20 protein-coding genes and 2 pseudogenes are annotated in these 24573 nt (G+C 36.1%); 19 read left to right on the top strand and 3 right to left on the bottom strand.

Features of this window, described 5'->3' with window-relative positions:
* Positions 1 to 5: 5 nt before the first annotated feature.
* Entirely contained in the window at positions 6 to 710 is a 705-nt protein-coding gene (locus tag CER22_RS06415) for a response regulator transcription factor (protein WP_088062417.1), read from the bottom strand.
* Positions 711 to 844: 134 nt separating this feature from the next.
* On the opposite strand from CER22_RS06415, the gene CER22_RS06410 reads away from it, so the two are divergent.
* The 13 genes and pseudogenes from CER22_RS06410 (at position 845) to aceA (ending at position 12853) form a co-directional block, all read left to right on the top strand.
* Positions 845 to 1699 (top strand): CPBP family intramembrane glutamic endopeptidase, encoded by an 855-nt coding sequence (locus tag CER22_RS06410; protein ID WP_088062419.1) that lies wholly within the window; start codon positions 845 to 847, stop codon positions 1697 to 1699.
* A 1-nt stretch (position 1700) separates the two neighbouring features.
* Positions 1701 to 2057: pseudogene (locus tag CER22_RS06405) on the top strand (hypothetical protein).
* 31 nt (positions 2058 to 2088) lie between these two features.
* On the top strand, positions 2089 to 2388 hold the full coding sequence (locus tag CER22_RS06400) for a hypothetical protein (RefSeq protein WP_088062420.1): 300 nt from the start codon (positions 2089 to 2091) through the stop codon (positions 2386 to 2388).
* An 11-nt stretch (positions 2389 to 2399) separates the two neighbouring features.
* Positions 2400 to 2588 (top strand): hypothetical protein, encoded by a 189-nt coding sequence (locus CER22_RS06395; RefSeq protein WP_088062422.1) that lies wholly within the window; start codon positions 2400 to 2402, stop codon positions 2586 to 2588.
* A gap of 134 nt (positions 2589 to 2722) precedes the next feature.
* Entirely contained in the window at positions 2723 to 3991 is a 1269-nt protein-coding gene (locus tag CER22_RS06390; RefSeq protein WP_137011507.1) for a M48 family metallopeptidase, read from the top strand.
* 133 nt (positions 3992 to 4124) lie between these two features.
* Positions 4125 to 4904, top strand: a pseudogene (locus CER22_RS34265) (MCP four helix bundle domain-containing protein); the annotation flags it as partial.
* Complete coding sequence (locus CER22_RS34260; RefSeq protein WP_412678003.1) at positions 4899 to 5852, top strand: methyl-accepting chemotaxis protein; 954 nt, start codon at positions 4899 to 4901, stop codon at positions 5850 to 5852. The pseudogene CER22_RS34265 and the gene CER22_RS34260, both read left to right, overlap by 6 nt.
* 213 nt (positions 5853 to 6065) lie before the next feature.
* Positions 6066 to 6968, top strand: a complete 903-nt coding sequence (locus CER22_RS06380) for a DMT family transporter (RefSeq protein WP_088062426.1) — start codon at positions 6066 to 6068, stop codon at positions 6966 to 6968.
* 63 nt (positions 6969 to 7031) lie between these two features.
* On the top strand, positions 7032 to 7703 hold the full coding sequence (locus tag CER22_RS06375) for an S-layer homology domain-containing protein (protein WP_088608389.1): 672 nt from the start codon (positions 7032 to 7034) through the stop codon (positions 7701 to 7703).
* Between the two features lie 410 nt (positions 7704 to 8113).
* Positions 8114 to 8773, top strand: coding sequence for an S-layer homology domain-containing protein (locus CER22_RS06370; protein WP_087984704.1), 660 nt, complete (start codon positions 8114 to 8116; stop codon positions 8771 to 8773).
* A gap of 339 nt (positions 8774 to 9112) precedes the next feature.
* On the top strand, positions 9113 to 9775 hold the full coding sequence (locus CER22_RS06365; RefSeq protein WP_088608388.1) for an S-layer homology domain-containing protein: 663 nt from the start codon (positions 9113 to 9115) through the stop codon (positions 9773 to 9775).
* A gap of 189 nt (positions 9776 to 9964) precedes the next feature.
* On the top strand, positions 9965 to 11554 hold the full coding sequence (gene aceB, locus CER22_RS06360) for a malate synthase A (protein ID WP_088608387.1): 1590 nt from the start codon (positions 9965 to 9967) through the stop codon (positions 11552 to 11554).
* 21 nt (positions 11555 to 11575) lie between these two features.
* A complete protein-coding gene (gene aceA, locus CER22_RS06355; protein WP_088608386.1) occupies positions 11576 to 12853 on the top strand; it encodes an isocitrate lyase in 1278 nt (425 codons plus the stop codon).
* Positions 12854 to 12944: 91 nt separating this feature from the next.
* Here the strand turns inward: aceA and CER22_RS06350 are convergent, their stop codons facing one another.
* Positions 12945 to 13736: a phosphotransferase gene (locus tag CER22_RS06350; protein WP_088608385.1), complete on the bottom strand. Its 792-nt coding sequence runs from the start codon at positions 13734 to 13736 to the stop codon at positions 12945 to 12947.
* Between the two features lie 373 nt (positions 13737 to 14109).
* On the opposite strand from CER22_RS06350, the gene cspA reads away from it, so the two are divergent.
* Positions 14110 to 14313 carry an RNA chaperone/antiterminator CspA gene (cspA, locus tag CER22_RS06345; protein ID WP_000301521.1) on the top strand — a complete coding sequence of 68 codons (204 nt, stop codon included), beginning with the start codon at positions 14110 to 14112 and terminating at the stop codon, positions 14311 to 14313.
* A 248-nt stretch (positions 14314 to 14561) separates the two neighbouring features.
* Here the strand turns inward: cspA and CER22_RS06335 are convergent, their stop codons facing one another.
* Positions 14562 to 14747 (bottom strand): hypothetical protein, encoded by a 186-nt coding sequence (locus CER22_RS06335; protein WP_000391440.1) that lies wholly within the window; start codon positions 14745 to 14747, stop codon positions 14562 to 14564.
* A 283-nt stretch (positions 14748 to 15030) separates the two neighbouring features.
* Here CER22_RS06335 and CER22_RS06330 point away from each other — a divergent pair, with 283 nt between their 5' ends.
* From CER22_RS06330 to addA, 5 genes are all read left to right on the top strand, one after another.
* On the top strand, positions 15031 to 15612 hold the full coding sequence (locus CER22_RS06330; RefSeq protein WP_060489289.1) for a competence protein ComK: 582 nt from the start codon (positions 15031 to 15033) through the stop codon (positions 15610 to 15612).
* Between the two features lie 390 nt (positions 15613 to 16002).
* Positions 16003 to 16596, top strand: coding sequence for a TVP38/TMEM64 family protein (locus CER22_RS06325; RefSeq protein ID WP_000347516.1), 594 nt, complete (start codon positions 16003 to 16005; stop codon positions 16594 to 16596).
* 56 nt (positions 16597 to 16652) lie between these two features.
* A complete protein-coding gene (lepB, locus tag CER22_RS06320; protein ID WP_048567025.1) occupies positions 16653 to 17216 on the top strand; it encodes a signal peptidase I in 564 nt (187 codons plus the stop codon).
* Between the two features lie 116 nt (positions 17217 to 17332).
* Positions 17333 to 20848 carry a helicase-exonuclease AddAB subunit AddB gene (gene addB, locus CER22_RS06315; RefSeq protein WP_088608384.1) on the top strand — a complete coding sequence of 1172 codons (3516 nt, stop codon included), beginning with the start codon at positions 17333 to 17335 and terminating at the stop codon, positions 20846 to 20848.
* The gene (gene addA / locus CER22_RS06310; RefSeq protein WP_088608383.1) at positions 20845 to 24570 is read left to right on the top strand and encodes a helicase-exonuclease AddAB subunit AddA; all 3726 of its coding nucleotides are present in this window, start codon (positions 20845 to 20847) and stop codon (positions 24568 to 24570) included. Before addB ends, addA begins: the two co-directional genes overlap by 4 nt.
* The last annotated feature ends 3 nt before the right edge of the window (positions 24571 to 24573 follow it).

Here is a 24573-nt window from a genome sequence, read left to right as displayed (position 1 = left end):
TCACCCTACTTTGTAAGGAACTTATAGCCAAGTCCGCGAACGGTTTTTATATATTCTGGTTTACTTGGGTCTTGTTCAATTTTTTCACGTAGTTTTCGAATGTGGACCATAACGGTATTATCATCGCCATTATAGGCAGGTGCTCCCCAAACTTTCTCGTATATTTCTTCTTTCGAAAATACGTAATTCGGATTCTCGCAAAAGAAGAGTAATAGCTGAAATAGCTGGGCGGAACATTCGACAACATGTCCATTTACTGTAAGCTCTGCGGAATATCGATCAATTTCAAATCTACCAAAGGAACTGGATTGTGCTTTTTGTTCGTGTGGTACTGCTTGTTTCATATGTCTTCGGAGTTGTGCTTTCATACGAGCTACTACTTCAAGTGGATTAAATGGCTTCGTAATATAATCATCTGCACCGTGTGAAAATCCAGATATTTTATCTAAATCAGATGTTTTAGCTGTGAGGAAGAAGATCGGGCAATCTGTTTTCTGGCGAATGATTGGACAAATATCAAAACCAGATTGTCCAGGAAGCATGACATCTAAAATAATTAAATCGTATTCATTTTGCTGCGTGAGAGATAAAGCTATTTCAGCCGATGTTGCAGTTGTAATATGAGAAAAACCTTCTTTTTCAAGAATGGTAGTTAGTAATTGTAAAATTGCTGTTTCATCATCAACGAGCAAAATATTTGCTTCATACATAAAAATCCCTCCTAATTTCCTCGAATATCATATCATCTTTCGGTAACTTATGGAATTTTTAAGGAAATTTTAAGGTTTTCTTTCTCAAAAAATTAAGAATCAAATGATATGATAAAAGTAACATAGGGGAGGAGATGAGTGTGAATCCGTTTCAAACGATGCGAGTTAGGTATTTTTTAATTGTATTTGCACTATTAACTTTAGTTGCAAGAGTCAGTAATGAATTGATAGAAAATACATTTCATATGCAAAATTCTACTTTTATAAATATTCTTATATTCTATATCTTTCCGATTACATGGATTTTTTTTGAGTATAGAAAACACCGTGTTTCCTTTTCATTATTTATTAATAAAAATGAAACATTTAACCTGGTGCAAGTTTTATACATTGCACTTATGTTAGCCGTGTTTAGTTATGGATATCTTATTTTGTACATGTATAGTTTTGCATGGATTACACCGGAATTTATTATGAACGCATTACGTGAACCGGTTATTGATAGCACAGGGGGATATGTATATCAAATTATTATGGTCGTGTTCATCGCACCAATTATCGGTGAATTTGTTTTTCGCGGATTTTTACTGCAACGTTTCGCAGCAAAATGGGGAACGAGTATAGCAATCATTGTAGTAGCGATGTTGTTTGCGTTGTTACATGTTGATTTCCTAGGCGCAGTAGTATTTAGCGTTGTACTATCAATCGTATATATTCGTACAAATAGCTTACTCATGCCAATTGCTATTCACATGTTAAACAATGCATTTGTAATCGGTGCTTCTTTTCTAATAAATAAAGAAGAGATAATGAGTTTTGCAGATTTCTCAAATTATACGACGTTCTTTCCAGGGCTTCTTATTTTTATAACGGGATTAAACTTAGTACTCATCTTTTTATTTGTTAACCGCAAATATTGGAATAAAGAAATGCCAGCTATATATGTAGAGCAGGAAAAGAGTTTTTCAAACGTAGTGGGGGATAAGTAAGATGAAGAAAACGGTTGAAAAAATATTGAAAGACATGATAGAATCTACGTTTCTTACAGATATTTGTGATAAAAGCGTGTGTCATTAGGTGCAACCTGTAGTAGATACGATCGTGTTTCTAGAGTATTACTTATTTTCTAGTACTCTTTTAAAAGAAAATATTATTTCTCTTCTTATTGTGTTAGGGGTTTTAATACTATTTGGTCTTATTGTAGAAGCGATGATGAAGTGTATCTTCAGAAAAAATGAAGAGAAGTATATGTGGGTTTATAAAGTATTCGAGAAAGTAATGGGGGCTTTCCTTTTGTTTTATAGTATGAAAACTATCATTTACTTTATAGCTTTGAAACATCATTAATTCTAAATTTGAAAGGGATGTATAAAATTATATGAATGAAACAATATCATCAAATAAGTTTTTTTATTTGATTTTGCTTAGTATAGTGCTGATCACGACAGTCAATGTTATTCTTCGCTGGGAGGAAGCTTATTTCTTTATGTATTTAGCACTCCATTTGCTAGGAATATTATGTATAAGCGGTGGAATAGTTGCTGAAAAAAAGAGTGAAGAAAGCATTAATTATATGTGTGTGACCGGTCTCATTTTACTATTAGCTGTGCAAGGTATTATGAAATATAGTTCTTTTTCTTTACAAGATTTTAGTTTATTAATGGATATACTTCCTTAAGGGGGCGCGTTATGTTATGTAAGAAGCAAATAGGATACGTACTAATTTTAGTAGGTTTTTTTACGCTTATTGTAACGACGTTATTTTTTCAAGACTATGAATATATACGCTATATAAAAGGGGCTGGTTTCATATGTTGGGTTGTAAGTATATTTCTTATCCCAGAGTATGAACCGAAGAAAGTGTCTAAAGGTAGGTAAAACTCTTCTATTTGTAGAAGAGTTTTTTTATGTGAATAAAAGGCTCGCGAGCAATTCGCATAATAAGCTTGTTCTAATTTAGCATGTACGAACTTACAATAATAATAGACAGGCAGCATAGAGGAGGGAATAGCGTGAGGAAGGTTATTGGGTGGTCGCTTTTTTTGTACGTTGGGTTTGCGTTGCTTATATATTGGTATTTATTTGGATGGAATCATGAACTGATTCCGGACATGTATAAAGGAACGAGTGCAGATCCAGAAACGTTTATGAATGCGAGAGAGCTTACGCTAAGCCAAGATTATTCGCGCGTGAAAAATTTACTGTATTTTTTAGCGACGCCTCTGGAATGGATTATTTTATTATTTGTACTTGTGCTCGGTGTTTCAAGAAAGTTTGAGAAATGGTCGAAGGAAACGACGAAAATAAGTGTCCTGCAAGTTGCGATTTATTTCTTTTATTTATCACTACTCACAACAGTTCTAGCCCTGCCGATGCAATGGATTAGCCGAAAAGTATCCGTTGATTACGGCATTTCAACGCAAAGTACACAAAGCTGGATAAAAGATCATGTTATCGGTTTTTGGGAAAGTTATGCGACTATGTTAATCGTAGTTACTGTTCTGTTATGGCTTATCCGTAAATTCCCGAAGAGATGGTGGCTAGCGGGATGGGCACTCTCTGTTCCATTTACAATCTTTTTAACATTTATACAGCCGGTCGTTATTGATCCGCTTTATAATGACTTCTCGACGCTGAAAAATAAAGAATTAGAAACGAAAATTTTAGCGATAGCAGAAAAAGCTGATATTCCAGCTAAACATGTATATGAAGTAAATATGTCGGAAAAAACGAATGCATTAAATGCATATGTAACAGGAATTGGCCCTAACGCTCGTATTGTAATGTGGGATACAACACTTAAGCAATTAAAAGATAAAGAGATTTTATTTATAATGGCCCATGAAATAGGGCATTATGTTATGAAACATATATATTGGGGCGTTGCGAGTTATGTGTTGCTATCGTTTATAGGGATGTATCTCATTAGTCGTATTATAAATATGTGTATTCGAAAATGGGGAGATACGCTGCAAATTTCAAAAGTAGCATGTTTTTCAATTTTACCTTTATTTTTCTTAATTTCTTCTGTACTCTCTTTTGCATCACAGCCAGCAACAAACTATGTTTCTCGTATAGAAGAACGAGCAGCAGATCAATACGCTTTAGATATGACGAAAGACGGGAAATCTGGTGTAAAAACGTTTCAATATTTATCAAAGACGAGTTTAAGCCAAGTGAATCCGCCTGCGTTAGTGAAGTTTTTCTTATACACACATCCACCAATTTTCGAAAGAATTCATACGTTTGAACAATATGAGAAACAAAGCAAAAAGAAGTAGCGATTATGCTACTTCTTTTTTAGAGATATAAGTTTTATATTGGGAATATTTATCATTGCTTTTTATTGCGATTTTGTGAATAATAAGCTATAAAATTCTAAAAATCTATATATAAAGGAATAAAGGTGAAAAAATGTATTTTTTAAAAAATTTAAAAGTGAAATATAAATTATTATCGCTTATTTCATTAGCAGTATTGAGCATGGTAATTATGAGCTGCGTAGCAATTAATTCTATTAATAAGATTAAGCATGATACAGAGGTTGTAGTAGATGATTATCAACATTCTGTAGTTTTATTAGAAGGAATGCTTCGTACACAAAATTCACTAGAGTATAACTTACTAGAATTAATTACAGCGTCACCAAATGAGGGGACAAATAAAGAGGGGATTATTGGTAATATTGAAAAGGATCTTGAAAAATATGATTCTTTATTAAAAGAATATGATGATGGCTTCAATTTAAGTAAGCAAGAGGATGAGCTGTTTCAGAAGATGAAGGAATCTTTGCCAAGTTATATGGAGACATATAAGAAGTTGTTTGATAAAGCGAAGGTAACAAATGAATCTCAAATAGTAAACGAATTTCATAAGGAATTAAAACCGAAGGGAGTAGAGTTAGCTAGTTATGCTGTAGATCTAGAAGCGTATGTTTCAAATTTAGCTGACCAAGTATTTAAAGATTCTCAAAAAATGATAGATCGGTCCGTTATTACTTTTATCATTCTTGTAATAGTTACTACAGTCATTATATGTATAGTAAGTTATATTATTAGCAAGCTTATAGTTGCACCTTTACAAACGGTTAGTCGTATGATGGAAAGAGCAAAAGAAGGAGATTTAACTGTACATGGTGAGTATAATGCTAAGGATGAATTAGGTGTATTAGTAAGTGATTTTAACGAAATGATTGCAGGGCTAAGAACAAATATGCAAGAAGTAGAGAATAATATTCAGCTTTTATTCCAACATGCAGACGGAGTAGTATCTGCATCGGAAGTATCTAGTGGTGCAGCGAAGAAAATCACTATAGATATTGAAGAAGTTGCAAATGGCGCAGAGGGCCAAATGCAGGCAATGGAGCAAACTGCGGGTGCGATGGAAGAGTTGACACAAGGAATGCAGAGTATAGTGAATACATCATCCTCTGTAAATGAATTGTCTGCTCAATCAGCATTAGATGCAGAGAGTGGTAACAAATTAATGAAACAAATGATTCAACAGATGGATACAATCCAAAATTCAGTACATAACGGTGTGAAACAAGTAGAGACTATGAAAGAACAATCAGAAGAAATTGTTAAAATCATTGATGTTATGCAAGGTATTACCTCTCAAATTAACTTATTAGCATTAAACGCCGCAATTGAGGCTGCCCGTGCTGGGGAAAGTGGTAGAGGGTTTGCAATTGTGGCAGATGAAGTAAGAAAATTAGCAGAACAATCTAGTGATTCTGCAAAACAAATTGAGAAGCTTATTACTCAAGTTATGGGAACAACGAACCATACGGTACATATGATGGGGAAAGTAGATAATGAGGTACAGGCAGGTACACAAGTAGTAATGCATACAGAAAAAGTATTTGGAAAAATTACAGAAAAAGTACAGCAAGTATCTGAGCAAATTCAAACGGTATCTATGTCTACAGATGAAATTGCAGCGAGTAGTGAAGAGATTTCGGCTTCTGCAGAAGACATGGCTCAAATATCCCAAAGATCATCTGACCGCACTGATAGGGTAAAAGAGTCTATTCAACAGCAAGAAAAATCTGTTCAAGAGATCTCGGTTTCAATTGAACATATGCATAATGCAGCAGGAGGATTAAAACAAATAGTTGCCCAATTTACTCTTCAAAAGTAGTAGTATATTTAAGTTTTAATATAGAAAAATTCCATTCAATAAATAAAAAAAATCATCCTATATAACAAAGGATGATTTTTTTATGGGAATTTTGTGCAGTTATCACTTAATATATTCTAATTTTTTACAATTTTCCGATTGTAATATATAATAATACGTAATGTTTTGGAGATTTTTCATTTGTAAAAGATAGTTTATAGGAGGAGAGAAAGGGTGTTCAATAAAAAATCAATGCCGGCTATAAAAATGATCCTTTCGATGTCTATTTTTGGATCAATTGGATTTTTTTCTACTCAAACAGGTTTACCGTCTTTTGAATTAGTATTCGTTCGTTGCATTTGTGCGACTATATTTTTAGCATTATGTTGGCTCGTAACAGGACAGTATAAAAGTGAGAAATGGAATAAAAAAGAAGTAATGCAAATATTAGCATGCGGTGTATTTCTCGTTTTTAACTGGGTATTTTTATTTAAAGCGTTTGAAGTTATGTCGATTACAATTGCGATTTCAGTTTATCATCTTGCACCCATTATCGTATTAATGATTGGTAGTATTGTATTTAAAGAGAGACTTACAGTGTTTGCGGTTATGTCCATTGTCATTTGTTTTATCGGTACAGTTTTAGTAGCTGGAGTAGATGGAAGTCTATCGTTTGAAAAACTGATGTCATCTGGAATGGTATGGGCACTTCTTGCAGCATTATTTTATGCTTTTACCACTTTATTAGGAAAAGGAATTCAGCATACGAGCGCATATGCGATGACATTTTTACAAACATTTTTAGGTATATTTTTATTGCTACCATTCGTAGACTTTGGCAAGTTTCAAGGGTTAACAGAGATGAACTGGATGATGATCACAGCGACAGGTCTTATACATACGGGATTTGTATATTACTTATTTTTTGACAGTTTAAGAGGTTTATCGACGAGATTAATTTCTGTATTAGTGTTTTTAGATCCTGCTGTTGCAATCCTATTAGATACAGTCTTTACCGGATTTAGACCAACTAGTATGCAAGTAGTAGGGATTGTTCTTATATTTGTAGGAATGGCATTTACTTTTCGAAAAACAAAGGACGAAAAAATAGCGGTAAAAGAAAGTTTGTATTCTTAATTGTAAATAATTAGGTGTATTCTATTGAAAATTCCCTTATTTTTTGTACAATATAAAAGGTAGATGAGAGAGATGAAAAAGCTAGTAAAGATAGCGACATCGTTAACTTTAATGGGAGGAATATTTGTAAGTGCAAATGGTGTGTCTGCAAATACTGATGTTCCCCAAAAATCTGGTCCTAATATTATGATAGAGTTTGATGATGTAACAACAGGTCATTGGGCATATGATGAAATTACGAATTTAGTATATCATCGAATTATGTATGGATATGGAAATGGTAAGTTTGGTGTAGAAGATAATATAACACGTGAACAGGCGGCGGCAGTATTACATCGTGCACTTCATTTAAAAAGAAGTGTGTTTAATGAAAATCCATATGGAGATATTAGTGGGAAATCAACAATGTTTCCTTACGAAATTTTACATTTAACGAATATTGGTATTTTTAAAGGAGACGAAAATGGAAATTTCCGTCCGAAAGATACACTGACTCGTGCAGAATTAGCACAAATTTTAACGAAAGCATATGAGTTGAAAACAAAGCGTCCGCATACATTTACAGATATACGAGAAAACCATTGGGCAAGAGATGCAATTAGCGCATTACAGTCTAATAATGTAGCGGTAGGAACGGGAGATGGCAAGTTCGAGCCTGAAATGCTCGTTACACGTGGGCAATTTGCGAAGTTTTTACAACGAGCAATTGATAATTCTCCAGGGAAAATGGAATAGATAAAGAGAAAGCTCATAATTTGTGGAAGCGGTATCTTCCGCTCATTATGAGCTTTTATTAATAGATAGGTTAATATTGTCGTATGTTGTAGTTAAGTCGATATAATTGCATTTTTTGTCTAGAAAATGAACTCTTAAAATGTGAAGGATTTCTTTTAAAAAAAGTAGAATATTTATATTATAGAAACACCTTTACATGAATACAGGGAAGAAAATTGATTTGCGTACAATTGGGTATAAAAGTTGAAATCGAGAGCGAATTGGCTCTCCTTTAGTAGTGATTCTCACAATAATAGATTTTTTAAATGTAATATATTGCATAACGGGTGCGAAGGCAACATATGTAATATTGGAAAGGATTTCAGTCTATTATTTTCCGTTTTTTAAATGGAGATAAAGGGGAGAGGGCAATGAAGAAGAACATGTTACGTATAATGGCAACGGTAACTATTATGGGCGGCTTGTTTGTAAGTACAAATGTTACAAACGTAAAAGCAGAAGAATATCCAGAAATGATTGTTTTTGATGATGTTCCAGTAAACCACTGGGCATATGACGATATAATGGACGTAGTATACAATAAAGTAATGTTAGGCTATGGAAATGGTAAGTTTGGTGTAGGAGATAATGTAACACGAGAACAAGTAGCAGCAGTACTTTATCGTACATTGAATTTGAAAAAAGAAGGACCTTTAAAAAATCCATACAAAGATATTTCTGAGAGGGCAACAATGTTTTTAGATGAAATTTTAGTATTAACAAAGCATGGTATTTTTGAAGGTGATGAAAAAGGAAACTTTAGACCAGCCGCACCTGTAACACGTGCAGAAATGGCGCAAATTCTTACGAAGGCATTTACATTTGAGGTGAAGAAGAACCATACATTTAAAGATGTACCAAATAATCACTGGGCAAAAAATGCGATCAGTGCACTGCAGTCTAATCATGTCATAGTAGGAACAGGAAATGGGGAATTTGAACCGAATAAAGTTGTAACACGTGAGCAATATGCAACGTTTTTAAATAAAGCTGTTTTTTATTTTCCTGTAAAAGATGAGGATTATGAATGAAAGTTAAAATATAAGGACATTTAAATTATATCGATATAATATAAAGTAATAAAAAAGCGTGGGAATTCCACGCTTTTTTATTGTTTTATATTATTAATAAGTATATAAATTTTCTATTCATAATTTAGTTGTTGGAATTTAGTGGATAAGAAGAGATTGAATAAAGTAACTTTTTCTTGTTTAAATATGAGATTTAGTAACTTTATTATTAATAGAGTGTAAATAAAAGTATATGAAATATAGTTCATAAATTAGACAAAAATCACATGGGAATTGTATTGTTACGCTTTCGTTAATTCTTTATATTAGAAAAAAATATGTTTTTAGGGAGAGAATACTTTGAAGAAAAAAATTTTAAAAGTAGCAACAGCTTTAACAATTATGGGTGGAGTAGCATTTAGTGCTGAGGGGACTACAGCAAAAGCTGAATTAGCTGCAAAGCCACAACAAGCAAGTCAGGCAATCTTTACAGATGTACCAGCAGGACATTGGTCTTATAAAGCAATTCAAACTTTAGCAGAACATGAAATTATGCTTGGTTACGGAAATGGTGTGTTCGGTTTTGGACATAACGTAAATCGTGAACAAGTAGCCGCTTTAATTTATCGCGCACTAGATCTTGATGAAGAATTTGGTGAAGATGAGGTATTAGAAAGCCCATATAATGATATTGTTGATGATAACTCAACGATGTTTCCTTTTGAAGTTTTAGCAGTAACAGAATTAGGTATCTTTACAGGTGACGAGAATGGGAACTTCAGACCAAAAGCTACGTTAACACGTGCAGAAATGGCGCAAGTTCTTACAAGGGCATTTGGATTACAAGTACAAGGAACAGCAAAATTTAAAGATGTACCAAAGGGACATTGGGCAGAAAATGCGATTAATGCAGTAGGTTCAAATGGTATTTCAGTAGGAGATGGAAAGGGTAACTTCGCTCCGAACATGAAAGTAACACGTGAACAATATGCTCAGTTCTTATTTAATTCAATGTTTAAATAAATAATAAAGAAGGAGCCGGTGTTGTATAACACTGGCTTCTTTTTTATATGTAATGCCGGTGGAAGAATATAGTTTTGTAAAAAAAGCAATTAAATTTTCAAAAAAAACTTCCTTTTCTGAAGATTTGTTATATAATATAAAACATAAAATCAAATCTGTTATAAAACAGTTTAAGGAGGGGATGCTAATATGTCGACGCAAACTTCACGGGTTACATTGCCCGGAGAAATGTTACCAGCGTACAACGAAATATTGACACCTGAGGCGCTTAGTTTTTTAAAGGAACTACATGAAAATTTTAATAAGCGCCGCATAGAACTTTTACAAAAGCGTGCGGAGAAACAAAAGAGAATTGATGCAGGAGAGTTTCCGAAGTTTTTAGAAGAAACAAAGCGCATACGTGAAGCGGATTGGACAATTGCTCAATTGCCAAAAGATTTAGAGGATCGCCGCGTAGAGATTACTGGACCAGTGGATAGAAAGATGGTTATTAACGCTTTAAATTCAGGAGCGCATCTTTTTATGGCAGATTTCGAAGATTCGAATTCACCAACTTGGGAAAATGCAATTGAAGGTCAAATAAATTTACGAGATGCAGTGCAGGGAACGATTTCACATAAAAATGAAAACGGAAAAGAATATCGTTTAAATAGTAAAACAGCAGTATTAATTGTGCGTCCAAGAGGATGGCATTTAGAAGAAAAACATATGCAAGTTGATGGGAAGAATATGTCTGGTAGCTTAGTAGATTTCGGACTTTATTTTTTCCATAATGCAAAGGCTCTTTTAGCAAAAGGAAGCGGTCCATACTTTTACTTACCGAAAATGGAAAGCCATTTAGAAGCAAGGTTATGGAATGATGTTTTCGTATTTGCTCAAAAATATATTGGTATTCCAAACGGAACGATCAAAGCGACGGTGTTACTGGAAACGATTCACGCTTCGTTTGAAATGGATGAAATTTTGTATGAGCTTAAAGATCATTCTGCTGGGTTAAATTGCGGAAGATGGGATTATATTTTCAGCTTTCTAAAGAGCTTTCGTAAACATAATAAATTTTTACTTCCAGATAGAGCGCAAGTCACGATGACGGCGCCATTTATGCGCGCGTATTCTTTGAAAGTCATTCAAACGTGTCACCGTCGTAATGCACCAGCTATTGGAGGAATGGCGGCACAAATTCCGATTAAAAACAATCCAGAAGCGAATGAAGCAGCTTTTGAAAAAGTGCGTGCAGATAAGGAGCGCGAAGCTTTAGACGGTCATGATGGGACTTGGGTTGCCCACCCGGGACTTGTACCAGTCGCGATGGAAGTATTTAATCACATTATGAAAACACCGAATCAAATTTTTAGAAAACGTGAAGAAATACATGTTACAGAAAAGGATTTATTAGAAGTACCAGTGGGAACGATTACAGAAAATGGGCTTCGCCTAAATATTAGCGTAGGTATTCAATATATTGCATCTTGGTTAAGCGGACGGGGAGCAGCACCCATTTATAACTTAATGGAAGATGCGGCAACAGCGGAAATTTCTAGGGCACAAGTATGGCAATGGATTCGCCATGAAGGTGGAAAGCTAAATGACGGTCGTAATATTACGCTTGAATTGATGGAAGAGCTAAAAGAAGAAGAACTAGCAAAAATAGAAAGAGAGATTGGTAAAGAAGCCTTTAAAAAAGGGAGATTCCAAGAGGCGACAACGTTGTTTACAACTCTCGTTCGGAATGATGAATTCGTACCATTTTTAACATTACCGGGTTATGAAATTTTATAAAGTGAAAAGGGGATGGAACAAATGAAAAACGAAAGAATTGAGAAATTACAAGAGAGCTGGGAACTAGATAAGCGCTGGAAAGGGATTACACGTCCATATTCGGCAGAAGATGTAATTCGCTTGCGCGGGTCAATTGATATTGAACATACATTAGCGCGCCGCGGTGCTGAAAAGCTTTGGTCATCGCTTCATACGGAAGATTATATTAACGCACTTGGCGCATTAACAGGAAACCAAGCAATGCAACAAGTGAAAGCTGGGCTAAAAGCAATTTATTTAAGTGGATGGCAAGTTGCTGCGGATGCGAACCTTTCTGGACATATGTATCCAGACCAAAGTTTATATCCAGCGAACAGCGTACCTGCTGTAGTAAAACGAATTAATCAAACACTTCAACGTGCGGATCAAATTCAGCATATGGAAGGAAGCGGTGATACAGATTATTTCGTACCGATTGTAGCAGATGCAGAAGCTGGATTTGGCGGACAATTAAACGTATTTGAACTGATGAAAGGTATGATTGAAGCAGGGGCATCAGGTGTGCACTTTGAAGATCAATTATCTTCAGAGAAAAAATGTGGACATTTAGGCGGAAAAGTATTACTACCAACGCAAACAGCGGTGCGTAATTTAATCTCGGCACGCCTTGCAGCAGACGTAATGGGAGTGCCGACAATTATTGTTGCAAGAACAGATGCGGATGCAGCAGATTTAATTACGAGCGATATCGATCCGGTTGATAAAACATTTATTACAGGTGAAAGAACTCCAGAAGGATTTTACCGTACGAAAGCAGGTCTTGATCAAGCAATTGCACGTGGTTTAGCATACGCTCCTTATGCAGATCTCGTTTGGTGCGAAACATCTGAACCGAATTTAGAAGATGCAAAACGATTTGCGGATGCAATTCATAAAGAGCATCCAGGGAAATTGCTTGCATATAACTGTTCACCTTCATTTAATTGGAAACAAAAATTAGATGAAAAAACAATTGCAAGCTTCCAAAAAGAAATCGCATCTTACGGTTATAAGTTCCAGTTCGTAACACTAGCGGGATTCCACTCATTAAACTATGGCATGTTTGAATTGGCACGTGGCTATAAAGAGCGCGGCATGGCAGCATACTCTGAACTACAACAAGCAGAATTCGCAGCAGAAAAACACGGCTACTCTGCAACTCGTCACCAACGCGAAGTAGGAACAGGTTACTTTGATGAAGTAGCTCAAGTTATTACAGGCGGTACTTCATCAACGACAGCGCTAAAAGGATCTACAGAAGAAGCACAGTTTACGAAATAAAAGGAAGGGGCACCTTTTTGAAGGGTGCTCCTTGTTATTTTCGGAACGATTTTTCACATATATCGATTTACTAACAAAAAAGACGATATTATCAAATCCACTCAGCTCTATGATCGCGAATAAACTTCATATCTTTCTCATAATGCTCTAAATGTCCTTCATCAATCATTTTTTGGAAATTCAAGTCGCCTTCTTGTGCTTTTCTTTTCACATATGTACATAATGCTTCTAATCGTAGTAACACTATTCCTAAGTAATCTTCGTCCATATGTTTACCGTAGGACTGGACAAACAATTTCACTCTTTCTTTCATACGGCTAGCATGTTGTGCCGATTCATAATGAACTGCCTCACCCGATTCTGTATAATACACTCTACTTAAAGGTACACAAGTATAAAGCGTATAAGCGATATCCCAAATTCTCGGACCAGGAGCAGCAACATCGAAATCAATAATACCTACTGGTTTCTCGTCATGAAAAATAATGTTATATATAGCAAAATCGTTATGGCAAATAACCTCAATGTCATTTGGAGTAAGATCCATCGGTTGCCATTCATCTGATAAGGGAAAGTCACTTACCGCATCATGATAAAGGCGGAGCATCTTTGCTATTTCCTTTAAAACATCATTAGATCGCATATATTCTTTTAAAGGATAATTCCCAGCGTCTCCTTCAATAAAGGATAAAATCTCTCTATCTTTTTCATCTACACCTAAAAACTTTGGAGCATGATGAAACCCTTTGTTTTCTAAGTGCTGTAATAATGTATGAATTTTTGCACTGCCTGGCTTTAATTCTCGCCGAACAGTATTTTCAGAACGATACACATTTGATACATTTCCCCCTGTAAGCTTTTCTTCGTTGGTGTAGTTTGACATATAATCCCCTCCAATATAACGACTGTACGATTATATTGTAACACTTCAGAACAAGGGATGTAATCGTATTCAAATGATGTATGTGTTCACTTTATAGTGAAATCCGCACATACTAAAATCAATTATTTACGAATGTACAATCAATTTAATTTGTCAGTTATTTTCAAAAAAGATTGTACATTTCATTTTAAGTATGCTATGATGAAGTCAGTTGAATAGTTAAATTAAGCAATCCATATATTATCAAGTGCCGAAAAACGAACGAGAAAAAGTATGTGAGAACTAGTTTATGTTTCGTGTTTGATAATGTGTGGATTCTTTTTTTATACAGGAAGACTAAAATAAATTGTGTTTTCTTTAGGAGGAAATAATTATGGCAGTAACAGGACAAGTAAAATGGTTTAACAACGAAAAAGGATTCGGTTTCATCGAAGTTCCAGGCGAAAACGATGTATTCGTACATTTCTCTGCAATCGAAACTGAAGGTTTCAAATCTCTAGAAGAAGGTCAAAAAGTTAGCTTCGAAATCGAAGATGGTAACCGTGGACCTCAAGCTAAAAACGTAATCAAACTATAATTTTATAGTTCATTATGGAAAAGGATGGCTGCTGCCATCCTTTTTTTGTTGTAATATACGAGCATAATGATTATATTTGGGGGAAAAGTATACAAATGAAGTCATACTCGATGTTCGTAGCGGGAATAAAGAAGATCTACACAATACGATTGAAGAAATCTCATTCGCTCGCTTTAGATGAATAAGAAAAAATAGTCGTTTTTTTGAGGACGAAGAAGAGTAAAAGGCTTTCCAAAATGGAAGGCCTTTTACTCTTCTTTTCCAATCTTTTTCTTTTCGCGTTTCTTACATTCAGAGCATTTCGATTTACGAAAAGGCTTTGCAAAGAATAGTAGAATGAAAAATAAGCCGAATATAATGCTGGATGAGTTTTTCACGATTACAATGCTGCTATTTTTCATTTGAATCGTTGGTTGCATTTCTTTTTCTTCCATAGTGGACCTCCATTTATTGGATTTTACTTTTAATTATAGCAAAGTTAATTGTCGTAATGATGCGAAATGAGGAAGCAGTTGTAAACATTTATTGGTAGTATAAATACATTTTATATAGGTTTTTATTACAAAAACACTATATTGTTATTTTATAATTTAAAAGATGTTTGATAAATGATAAAGTATTGTAAAAAAGCGGAATCTGTAAGCCATTTCCTTTTCATAGGTGCTAGAATTATATATGCAGCTGCTAATATAAATAGAAAAAAGGAGACAGTAGAATATGGAAAGTAAAGTAGAACGCTATGTCGAAAACTATGTGGTAAATAAAAATACAATGGCCTTACTTCCTGTTATTCTAAGTGAAAAGAAAATCGTTACACGAGTTGTTGAGATGGAAGATTCTTTTTTCGTATTTCAAAAGCCCCTAGATATTATAGAAAGAAGTTGCCGCAAGCATGGCTCTAGTTTCTTAGGCAGAAAAGAAGGAACGAAAGAGTTAACTCATATTACACATAAAGCACCGATTGCGATTAGTCCGACAGATCAACTTTATTTTTTTCCCACTTATTCATACTCTAGAAAAGAGTGTGCTTGGTTGTCTCATTTTTATATTGAAAGTAATAAAGAGTCAAAAGATGGAAATGTTATTGTTAGATTTATAAATGGATTTGCTGTGAAATTAGAAATATCAAAAAGCAGTTTTGAAAATCAACTAAATCGTACAGCGAAATTGCGTACTGAATATGAAGATCGTAGAAAAAAACAAGGGAATCCTTGTTTTAAAGAGATTGATAAAACTCAAGAATCTCGATTAAAACCAGCATACGAGAAAGTATATTTTGTGAAAGAAGAGGAAGTTTAAGAGGATGGGGAAAAATCCCCATCTTTTTTATTTGTCAGTTTTTATCGGTAAGTCGATATATTCGAAAAATCACTGATAAAAATCGAGTTGTGGTTGATATATTTGAAAAATCGCTGATAAAATGCGAGTTACAATCGATATATTCAGAAAATCGTCGATATAATTTCAGTTACTGAGGAATTTGCCACTAAAACAAAAGGATCATTTCCAAAATCGCAAAACGTCTTGTCGAATATTGATAGATTATCATAGCATAATAATGAAGGAATTCTCATGGAAGATATGGAAACTTAATAATTACATCTCCATATGTCGTATCTACCATTTCCTCTTTCATATAAGCAATGATACAGTAGAGGTAGTACTTAGAGTAAAGGGGTAAAGTGTAGAATGGATTTTCAGACAATCAAAGAGTATTTTTCACCAGAAAATATGGATCATATTGTTGAAAGTTATAAAGCATTCGGACCACTTCTCGGTATTGGTTTACCGATGATAGAAGCGTTAATACCGGCATTGCCACTCATCGTATTTGTACTGGCAAATGCTGTTGCATTTGGATTTTGGCTCGGTTTTCTTTATTCTTGGCTTGGATCAGTAATGGGTGCCTTACTTGTCTTTTTCATTATCCGCCATTTTGGACGAAGTCGTTTCTTTTCTTTTGTAAATAAACATGAGAAAGTAAGGAAGGCAATGGGATGGATTGAAAGGAAAGGATTTGCGCCGATTTTCGTCATATTTTGTTTTCCGTTTACACCGTCTGCGCTTATAAACGTTGTCGCTGGTTTATCTCGCATTAGTGTAAAACAGTTCGGGCTTGCGCTTGCGTTCGGAAAGCTTGTGATGATTTTTATTTTAACGTATATCGGTCATGATTTAATGTCATTTATTCATAATCCGGTGAAATCAGTCATTGTAGCAATTGGTATTTTTATTTTATGGTATGTCGGTAAGAAAATCGAAGTAAAGTTAGAACTACATTAAGAATAGTCTTCTTTGTAAAGGAAAGCTTCATTATTAAAGGATAAGGGGAGAAGCGGATGAAGAAAACTTTGAAAAAAGAAGGCATAGAGTGGATACGAACAATTTTAATTGGTGTATTATTAGCTGTATTTTTTCGAACGTTTTTCTTTTCGACGTACGTTGTAGAGGGGAAGTCAATGATGCCGACATTGCAAGATGGTAATATGCTCGTTGTAAATAAGGTGAGTTATCAAGTGGGGGACTTGAACAGGTTTGATGTTGTTGTGTTTCATGCGAATAAAAAAGAGGACTACGTAAAACGAATTATCGGTTTACCTGGAGATCAAATTGAATATAAGCATGATAAACTGTATATAAACGGACAATTCGTGGATGAACCTTATTTAGAAACGTATAAGAAAGAGATAAATGGACGACAACTAACAGGTGATTTTAAACTAGAAGAGTTAACGAAAGAAAAGTCGGTGCCACCTGGCTATATTTTTGTAGTGGGTGATAACCGCCTCGGGAGCTGGGATAGTAGACACTTTGGATTTGTAAAAGCTGATACAGTTGTCGGTAAAGTTGATTTACGATATTGGCCAATTCAAGAGGTGCAAACGAATTTTTCAAAAGGTTGATATAATAGATAGAAGTATAGAAAAAGGCAAACTACTCTGTTTGTCTTTTTTCGTGTCCTATAATACAATTATAGTAGCAAACTAACGTTCGTTATGTAAGTGAAAGGTGGGGTTACATGTCACTTCGATTTGTGATTGGTAGAGCGGGAAGTGGAAAAAGTACACTTTGTTTACACGAAGTGCAAGAAGAGTTAAAGCAGCGTCCAAGAGGGGAAACAATATTATATCTTGTGCCAGAACAGATGACATTCCAAACGCAGCAGGCGTTAATTGGTAGTGGGGATGTAAGAGGTTCTATTCGGGCACAAGTTTTTAGTTTTTCACGATTAGCGTGGAAGGTACTGCAAGAAGTTGGTGGAGCGAGTCGCCTTCACATTGATGAAGCGGGCGTACATATGTTACTTCGTAAAATTGTAGAGTCTCGTAAAGATGGATTATCGGTGTTCCAAAAAGCAGCGGAGCAAAACGGTTTCTTTGAACATCTTGGTAGTATGATTGCGGAGTTTAAACGTTACAATGTGACGCCATCTAACGTATATGAAATGTGGCAACAATTAGACGCACATAGTAGCAGTGCAGAACAAAAGCTATTAGCGAATAAAGTGTATGATTTACAACTATTATATGATGATTTTGAACGTGCTTTAATCGGAAAATATTTGGATTCAGAAGACTACCTACAATTGCTAGTCGAAAAGCTTCCACATTCTGAATATGTAAATGGGGCTGAAATTTATATAGATGGATTTCATTCATTTTCACCGCAAGAACTAGAAATTGTAAGACAGCTTATGATTTGCGGTGCGAGAGTTACGATCACGTTAACGATAGATGAAAAAACGTTAGCGCAGCCAGTAAATGAACTAGATTTATTTTATGAAACGACGTTAACGTATGAAAAAATAAAGCAAGTGGCGCGTGAAGAGAAGATAGAAATTGAAAAAACGATTCCACTTATGGAACAACCGCGTTTTCATTCGCAAGCATTAGCGCATTTAGAAACGCATTACGAAGCACGTCCAAATGAAAAGTTTCACGGAGAAGCAAGTGTAACGATTAGTACAGCAGCGAATTTACGAGCTGAAGTAGAAGGTGTTGCGCGTGAAATTCGTAGACTTGTGGCGGATGAAGACTATCGTTACCGAGATATTGCAGTCCTTCTTCGTAACGGAGAAAGTTATTACGATGTGATGCGAACGCTATTTACAGATTATAATATCCCACATTTCATCGATGAAAAACGCCCGATGTCACATCATCCGCTAGTAGAATGCATTCGTTCTGCACTCGAGATTATTAGTGGAAATTGGCGTTATGATGCAGTGTTCCGCTGCGTGAAAACAGAGCTTTTATATCCATTAGACGTAAGAAAAGAAACGATGCGCGAAGAGATGGATGAGTTTGAAAACTACTGTTTAGCGTACGGTGTACAAGGGAAGAGATGGACTTCTGAGGATCCGTGGATGTATCGCCGCTATCGTTCTCTTGACGATACGGACGAGATGATTACAGACAGTGAACGTGAAATGGAAGAGAGAATAAATCGACTGCGCGACGTTGTAAGAACGCCTGTTATTCGTATGCAAAAAAGACTGAAGCGAGCGGGAACAGTGATGCAAATGTGCGAAGCTGTTTATTTATTTTTAGAAGAGCTAGACGTTCCGAAAAAACTAGAAGCATTACGTATTCGTGCAGAAGAGAGCGGAGATTTCTTATTTGCGACAGATCATGAGCAAGTATGGGAAGAAGTAATGAGTCTTTTTGATACGTTCGTTGAGATGCTTGGCGAAGAGAAAATGTCACTTTCTATGTTCACAGATGTTATGTCGACAGGTCTTGAGGCGCTTCAATTCGCAAACATTCCGCCGTCATTAGACCAAGTGTTAATTGCTAATATTGATCGTTCAAGATTATCAAATGTGAAAGCAACATTTGTCATTGGCGTGAATGAAGGAGTTATTCCGGCAGCACCGATGGATGAAGGGATGCTTTCTGATGAGGAAAGAGATGTTCTTAGCGTTGCAGGTATCGAATTAGCACCAACGACGAGACAAACCTTATTAGAAGAACAGTTCGTTATGTACCAAATGGTAACGAGAGCAACTGAGAAATTATATATTTCATGCCCGCTTGCAGATGAGGAAGGGAAGACGTTACTTGCGTCTAGCTTTATTAAGAAAATAAAAAGAATGTTCCCTGATGTGAAAGATACATTTATTACGAATGACGTGAATGATTTATCACGTTCGGAACAAATTTCATACGTAGCAACGCCAGAAGTAACGTTGTCATATGTTATGCAGCAACTTCAAACGTGGAAGCGATATGGATTTGAAGGGAATTTAGATTTTTGGTGGGATGTATATAACTTCTACGTAACTTCAGATGAATGGAAACAAAAAAGTAGCCGCGTATTATCAAGTTTATTCTACCGAAATCGTGCGCAAAAGCTAAGTACAGTTGTAAGTAGAGATTTATATGGAGATAAAATAAAAGGAAGCGTATCTCGTATGGAACTATTTAACCGTTGCGCATATGCTCATTTCGCGCAGCACGGTTTATCGTTAAGAGAGCGTGACATTTTCAAACTGGATGCACCCGATATCGGGGAACTATTCCATGCAGCGCTGAAGAGAATTGCGGACAGGCTATTACGCGAAAACCGTACTTGGGCGGATTTATCAATAAAAGAGTGTGAGCATCTTTCTGCTGTAGTAATAGAAGAGATTGCACCGTTATTACAAAGACAAATTTTATTAAGTTCAAATCGTCATTTCTATTTAAAACAAAAACTACAACAAATCATTTTCCGTACATCAATCATTCTTCGTGAACATGCGAAGTCAAGCGGTTTCGTACCAGTTGATTTAGAAGTGCCATTCGGTATGGGCGGTACAGGATCGCTTCCGCCGATGGAATTCTCATTACCAAATGGTGTAAAGATGGAAGTAGTTGGTCGTATTGACCGTGTTGATAAGGCGGAAGATGAAAATGGGACGTTCCTACGTATTATTGATTATAAATCAAGCTCAAAAGCGTTAGACTTAACGGAAGTGTATTACGGATTAGCACTTCAAATGTTAACGTATTTAGATGTTGTTACTTCGAATGCACATACGTGGATGAAAAAGGGAGGTACTGCATCACCGGCTGGTGTACTGTACTTCCATATCCATAACCCGATCGTTGAGATGAAGGGTGACGCATCTGAAGCAGAAATTGAGAAAGAGATTTTAAAGAAATTTAAAATGAAAGGACTTGTACTAGGAGATGCTGATGTTGTTCGTTTAATGGATAACAAACTTTCGACAGGAAGCTCTGATATTATTTCTGCTGGTTTGAAAAAAGACGGCAGTTTTAGTGCGCGTTCGAGTATTGCAAGTGAACAAGAGTTTAACGTACTTCAAAAATACGTACACCATACGTTTGAAAATATTGGAAAAGACATTACAGAAGGCGTTATTGATATTGCTCCTTATAAGAAGGGGAATAAAGCGGCGTGTACGTTCTGTAACTTCAAATCTGTTTGTCAGTTCGATGAATCACTCGAAGATAACCAGTTCCGTACGCTAAAAGATATGAAAGATAGCGAAGCGATGGAGAAAATTAGAGAGGAGGTTGGCGGAGAATGATTGAAAATTGGCCTAAAAAACCAGAAGGTAGTCAGTGGACGGATGACCAGTGGAAAGCGGTTGTAGCGAACGGACGTGATATATTAGTCGCGGCAGCAGCTGGATCAGGGAAAACAGCAGTATTAGTTGAACGTATTATTAAAAAGATTATAAATGAAGAAAATCCAGTCGATGTCGACCGCCTGCTCGTTGTAACATTTACGAATGCAGCGGCGCAAGAGATGAAAAACAGAATTGGGGAAGCGTTAGAAAAGGTATTAATTGATGAGCCAGGATCGCAGCACGTAAGAAAGCAGCTTAGCTTATTAAATAAAGCTTCTATTTCAACGATCCATTCATTTTGTTTACAAGTAATTAGAGGATACTACTACATGCTTGATGTTGATCCTCGTTTCCGCATTGCGAATCAAACAGAAAACGAATTATTAAAAGAAGAAGTGTTAGATGACATATTAGAAGAAGAGTATGGAATTGAAGATAATAGTATTTTCTTTGAACTCGTTGACCGTTATACGAGTGACCGTAGTGATGATGACTTACAGCGTATGATTTTAGCGCTTCATACAGAATCAAGAGCGCATCCAAATCCGGAAAAATGGCTCGATAAATTAGTAGAAGCATACGACGTGGAAGGAAAGACAATTGAAGATTTAGTGTACGCTTCTTACTTATTAGAAGATGTGAAATTCCAGCTTGAAACAGCAGAGACACATATTCGTAAAGCGACTGAACTCGCGATGCTTCCTGACGGTCCGGCGCCCCGCGTTGAAACCCTGCAAGCAGATGCAGTTTTACTTGGAACGTTGTCATCAGCTGCTTGTGAGTCATGGACAAATGTGTATGAAGCGATGCAAAATGTATCGTGGCAAACGTTAAAGCGTATTAAGAAAAGTGATTACAACGAGGATGTTGTAAAACAAGTAGACTCTCTTCGTAATAAAGCGAAAGATGAAGTGAAGAAATTACAAGAAGAGTTATTTAGCCGCAGACCTGAAAGTTTCTTACGAGATTTTCAAGATATGCATCCTGTATTAGAAAAACTCGTACAGCTTGTAAAAGTATTTACAGAGCGTTTCCAAGCGATGAAGCGTGATAAAGGGATGGTTGATTTCACAGATTTAGAGCATTTCTGTCTACAAATTTTAAGTGAACAAAGTGAAAACGGTGAAATGAAGCCGTCAGCAGTAGCGCTTCAATATCGTAATAAATTTGCTGAAGTACTAGTCGATGAATATCAAGATACGAACTTTGTGCAGGAATCCATTATTAAATTCGTAACGAAAGATTCTGAGAGTGAAGGGAACTTGTTCATGGTAGGTGACGTGAAGCAGTCGATCTATCGTTTCCGACTAGCAGAACCAGGCCTGTTCCTAGGAAAGTATAAACGCTTTACGCAAGAAGGATTAGACGGCGGAATGAAAATCGATTTAGCGAAAAACTTCCGTAGCCGTCATGAAGTGTTAGCAGGTACGAACTTTATTTTCAAACAAATTATGGGCGAAGAAGTCGGAGAAATCGACTATGATGCTGACGCTGAATTAAAGTTAGGTGCTAGCTATCCAGAAGGTGAAGATGTAACAGCTGAACTACTATGTATTCAGCAAACAGAAGAAGAAGTGCTAGACGGTGAAGAAGGTGCGGAAGTAGAAAAAGCGCAACTTGAAGCTCGCCTTATGGCGCAGCGTATTAAAGCGATGGTTGATTCAGGTTATGAAGTGTATGATCGTAAAACGGATAGTATGCGCCCTGTACAATACCGCGACTTCGTTATTTTACTTCGCTCTATGCCATGGGCGCCGCAAATTATGGAAGAGTTAAAGCTGCAAGGAATTCCAGTATACGCTGATCTTGCGACTGGTTACTTTGAAGCGACAGAAGTAAATATTATGATGAATGTATTCCGAGTGATCGATAATCCGATGCAAGATATTCCGCTTGCCGCCGTACTTCGTTCACCAATAGTTGGACTAAATGATGAAGAACTTGCAACATTGCGTGCTCACGGAAAGAAAGGTTCGTTTTATGAAGTAATGAGCTCATTCTTAAAAGGGGCACCGCTTGAAGAAGAACAAGAATTACATGATAAATTAGAGTGGTTCTATAACTTACTGCAAGGATGGCGTGAATTCGCGCGTCAACAGTCACTTTCTGATTTAATTTGGAAAGTGTACGGTGAGACAGGTTATTACGACTTTGTTGGCGGTTTACCAGCCGGAAAGCAAAGGCAAGCAAACCTGCGTGTACTTTATGACCGTGCAAGACAATATGAAGCAACATCGTTTAGAGGATTATTCCGCTTCTTACGCTTTATTGAGCGTATTTTAGAACGCGGTGATGATATGGGAACGGCGAGAGCTTTAGGTGAACAAGAAGATGTCGTTCGTATTATGACGATTCATAAAAGTAAAGGACTTGAGTTCCCAGTCGTATTTGTAGCGGGACTAGGTCGTCGTTTTAATACACAAGACTTAATGAAACGTTTTTTACTGCATAAAGATTTCGGTTTCGGTTCACAATTTATTGATCCTCGTAAACGTATTAAATATACGACATTATCGCAACTTGCGATTAAGCGTAAAATGAAGATGGAATTAATTGCGGAAGAAATGCGCGTATTATACGTAGCGTTAACGCGTGCAAAAGAGAAGTTAATTTTAATTGGAACAGTTAAGGATGCAAATAAAGAAATGGAAAAATGGCTTGATGCAAGAGAGCATAGTGAATGGTTATTACCAGACCATATACGTGCCGGAGCGTCTTGTTATTTAGATTGGATTGCACCTTCATTATATAGACATCGTGATAGTGAAATGCTTCTTGAATTAGGACAAGGAAGCATTCCAGGTGAAATTTATGGCTATGACACGAGCTGGAAAGTAGAAGTTGTTGACGGTAACACGTTACTTGCGCCAGAACCAGTTCAAGAAGAGAAACAAGAATTGTTAGAAGCACTTCGTGAGAAAAAAGCTGTTCCCCTGCAAAGTGAACGAAAAGAAGAAGTGTATGACAGATTAATGTGGAAGTACGGATATGAGGAAGCGACATCTCATCGTGCGAAACAGTCTGTTACAGAAATAAAGAGAAATTATCAATCTGAAGAAGGTAGCGATAATGCCTTTATTAAAAAACTACGTGCACCAATTAAAACACGCCCTCGTTTTATGGAGAAAAAAGGATTAACGTACGCTGAAAGAGGTACGGCAGTTCACGCTGTCATGCAGCATGTTGATTTGAAGAAGCCGATTACAGAAGAAGTGATTCGGGAGCAAATTAATGGCATGGTTAATAAAGAATTATTAACATTCGAACAAGCAGAAGAAATAGCAATTGAAAAAGTGATTTCATTCTTTGACAGTGATCTAGGTAAAAGGGTATTAGCGGCGAAAAGTGTTGAGCGTGAAGTACCATTTACGATGATGCTTGCAGCAGAAGAAGCATATCAAGATTGGCAAGGGAAGAGCGGGGAATCAATTCTTGTCCAAGGGGTTATTGACTGCATGATTGAAGAGGAAGATGGTATCACGCTAATCGACTTTAAAACGGATACGATTGAAGGGAAGTTCCCAGGCGGATTCGATCAAGCGAAACCAATTTTAGAAGATCGATATAAAGTGCAGCTTTCTTTATATGCAAAGGCACTTGAAAAAAGCTTGCAACATCCTGTGAAAGAGAAATGCTTATACTTCTTTGATGGCAACCATGTTGTAAAAATTGAAGAATAGAGA

Source organism: Bacillus sp. K2I17 (assembly GCF_002209985.1).
GTDB classification, from domain to species: domain Bacteria; phylum Bacillota; class Bacilli; order Bacillales; family Bacillaceae_G; genus Bacillus_A; species Bacillus_A wiedmannii.
This window is presented reverse-complemented; position numbering and strand designations above follow the sequence as displayed.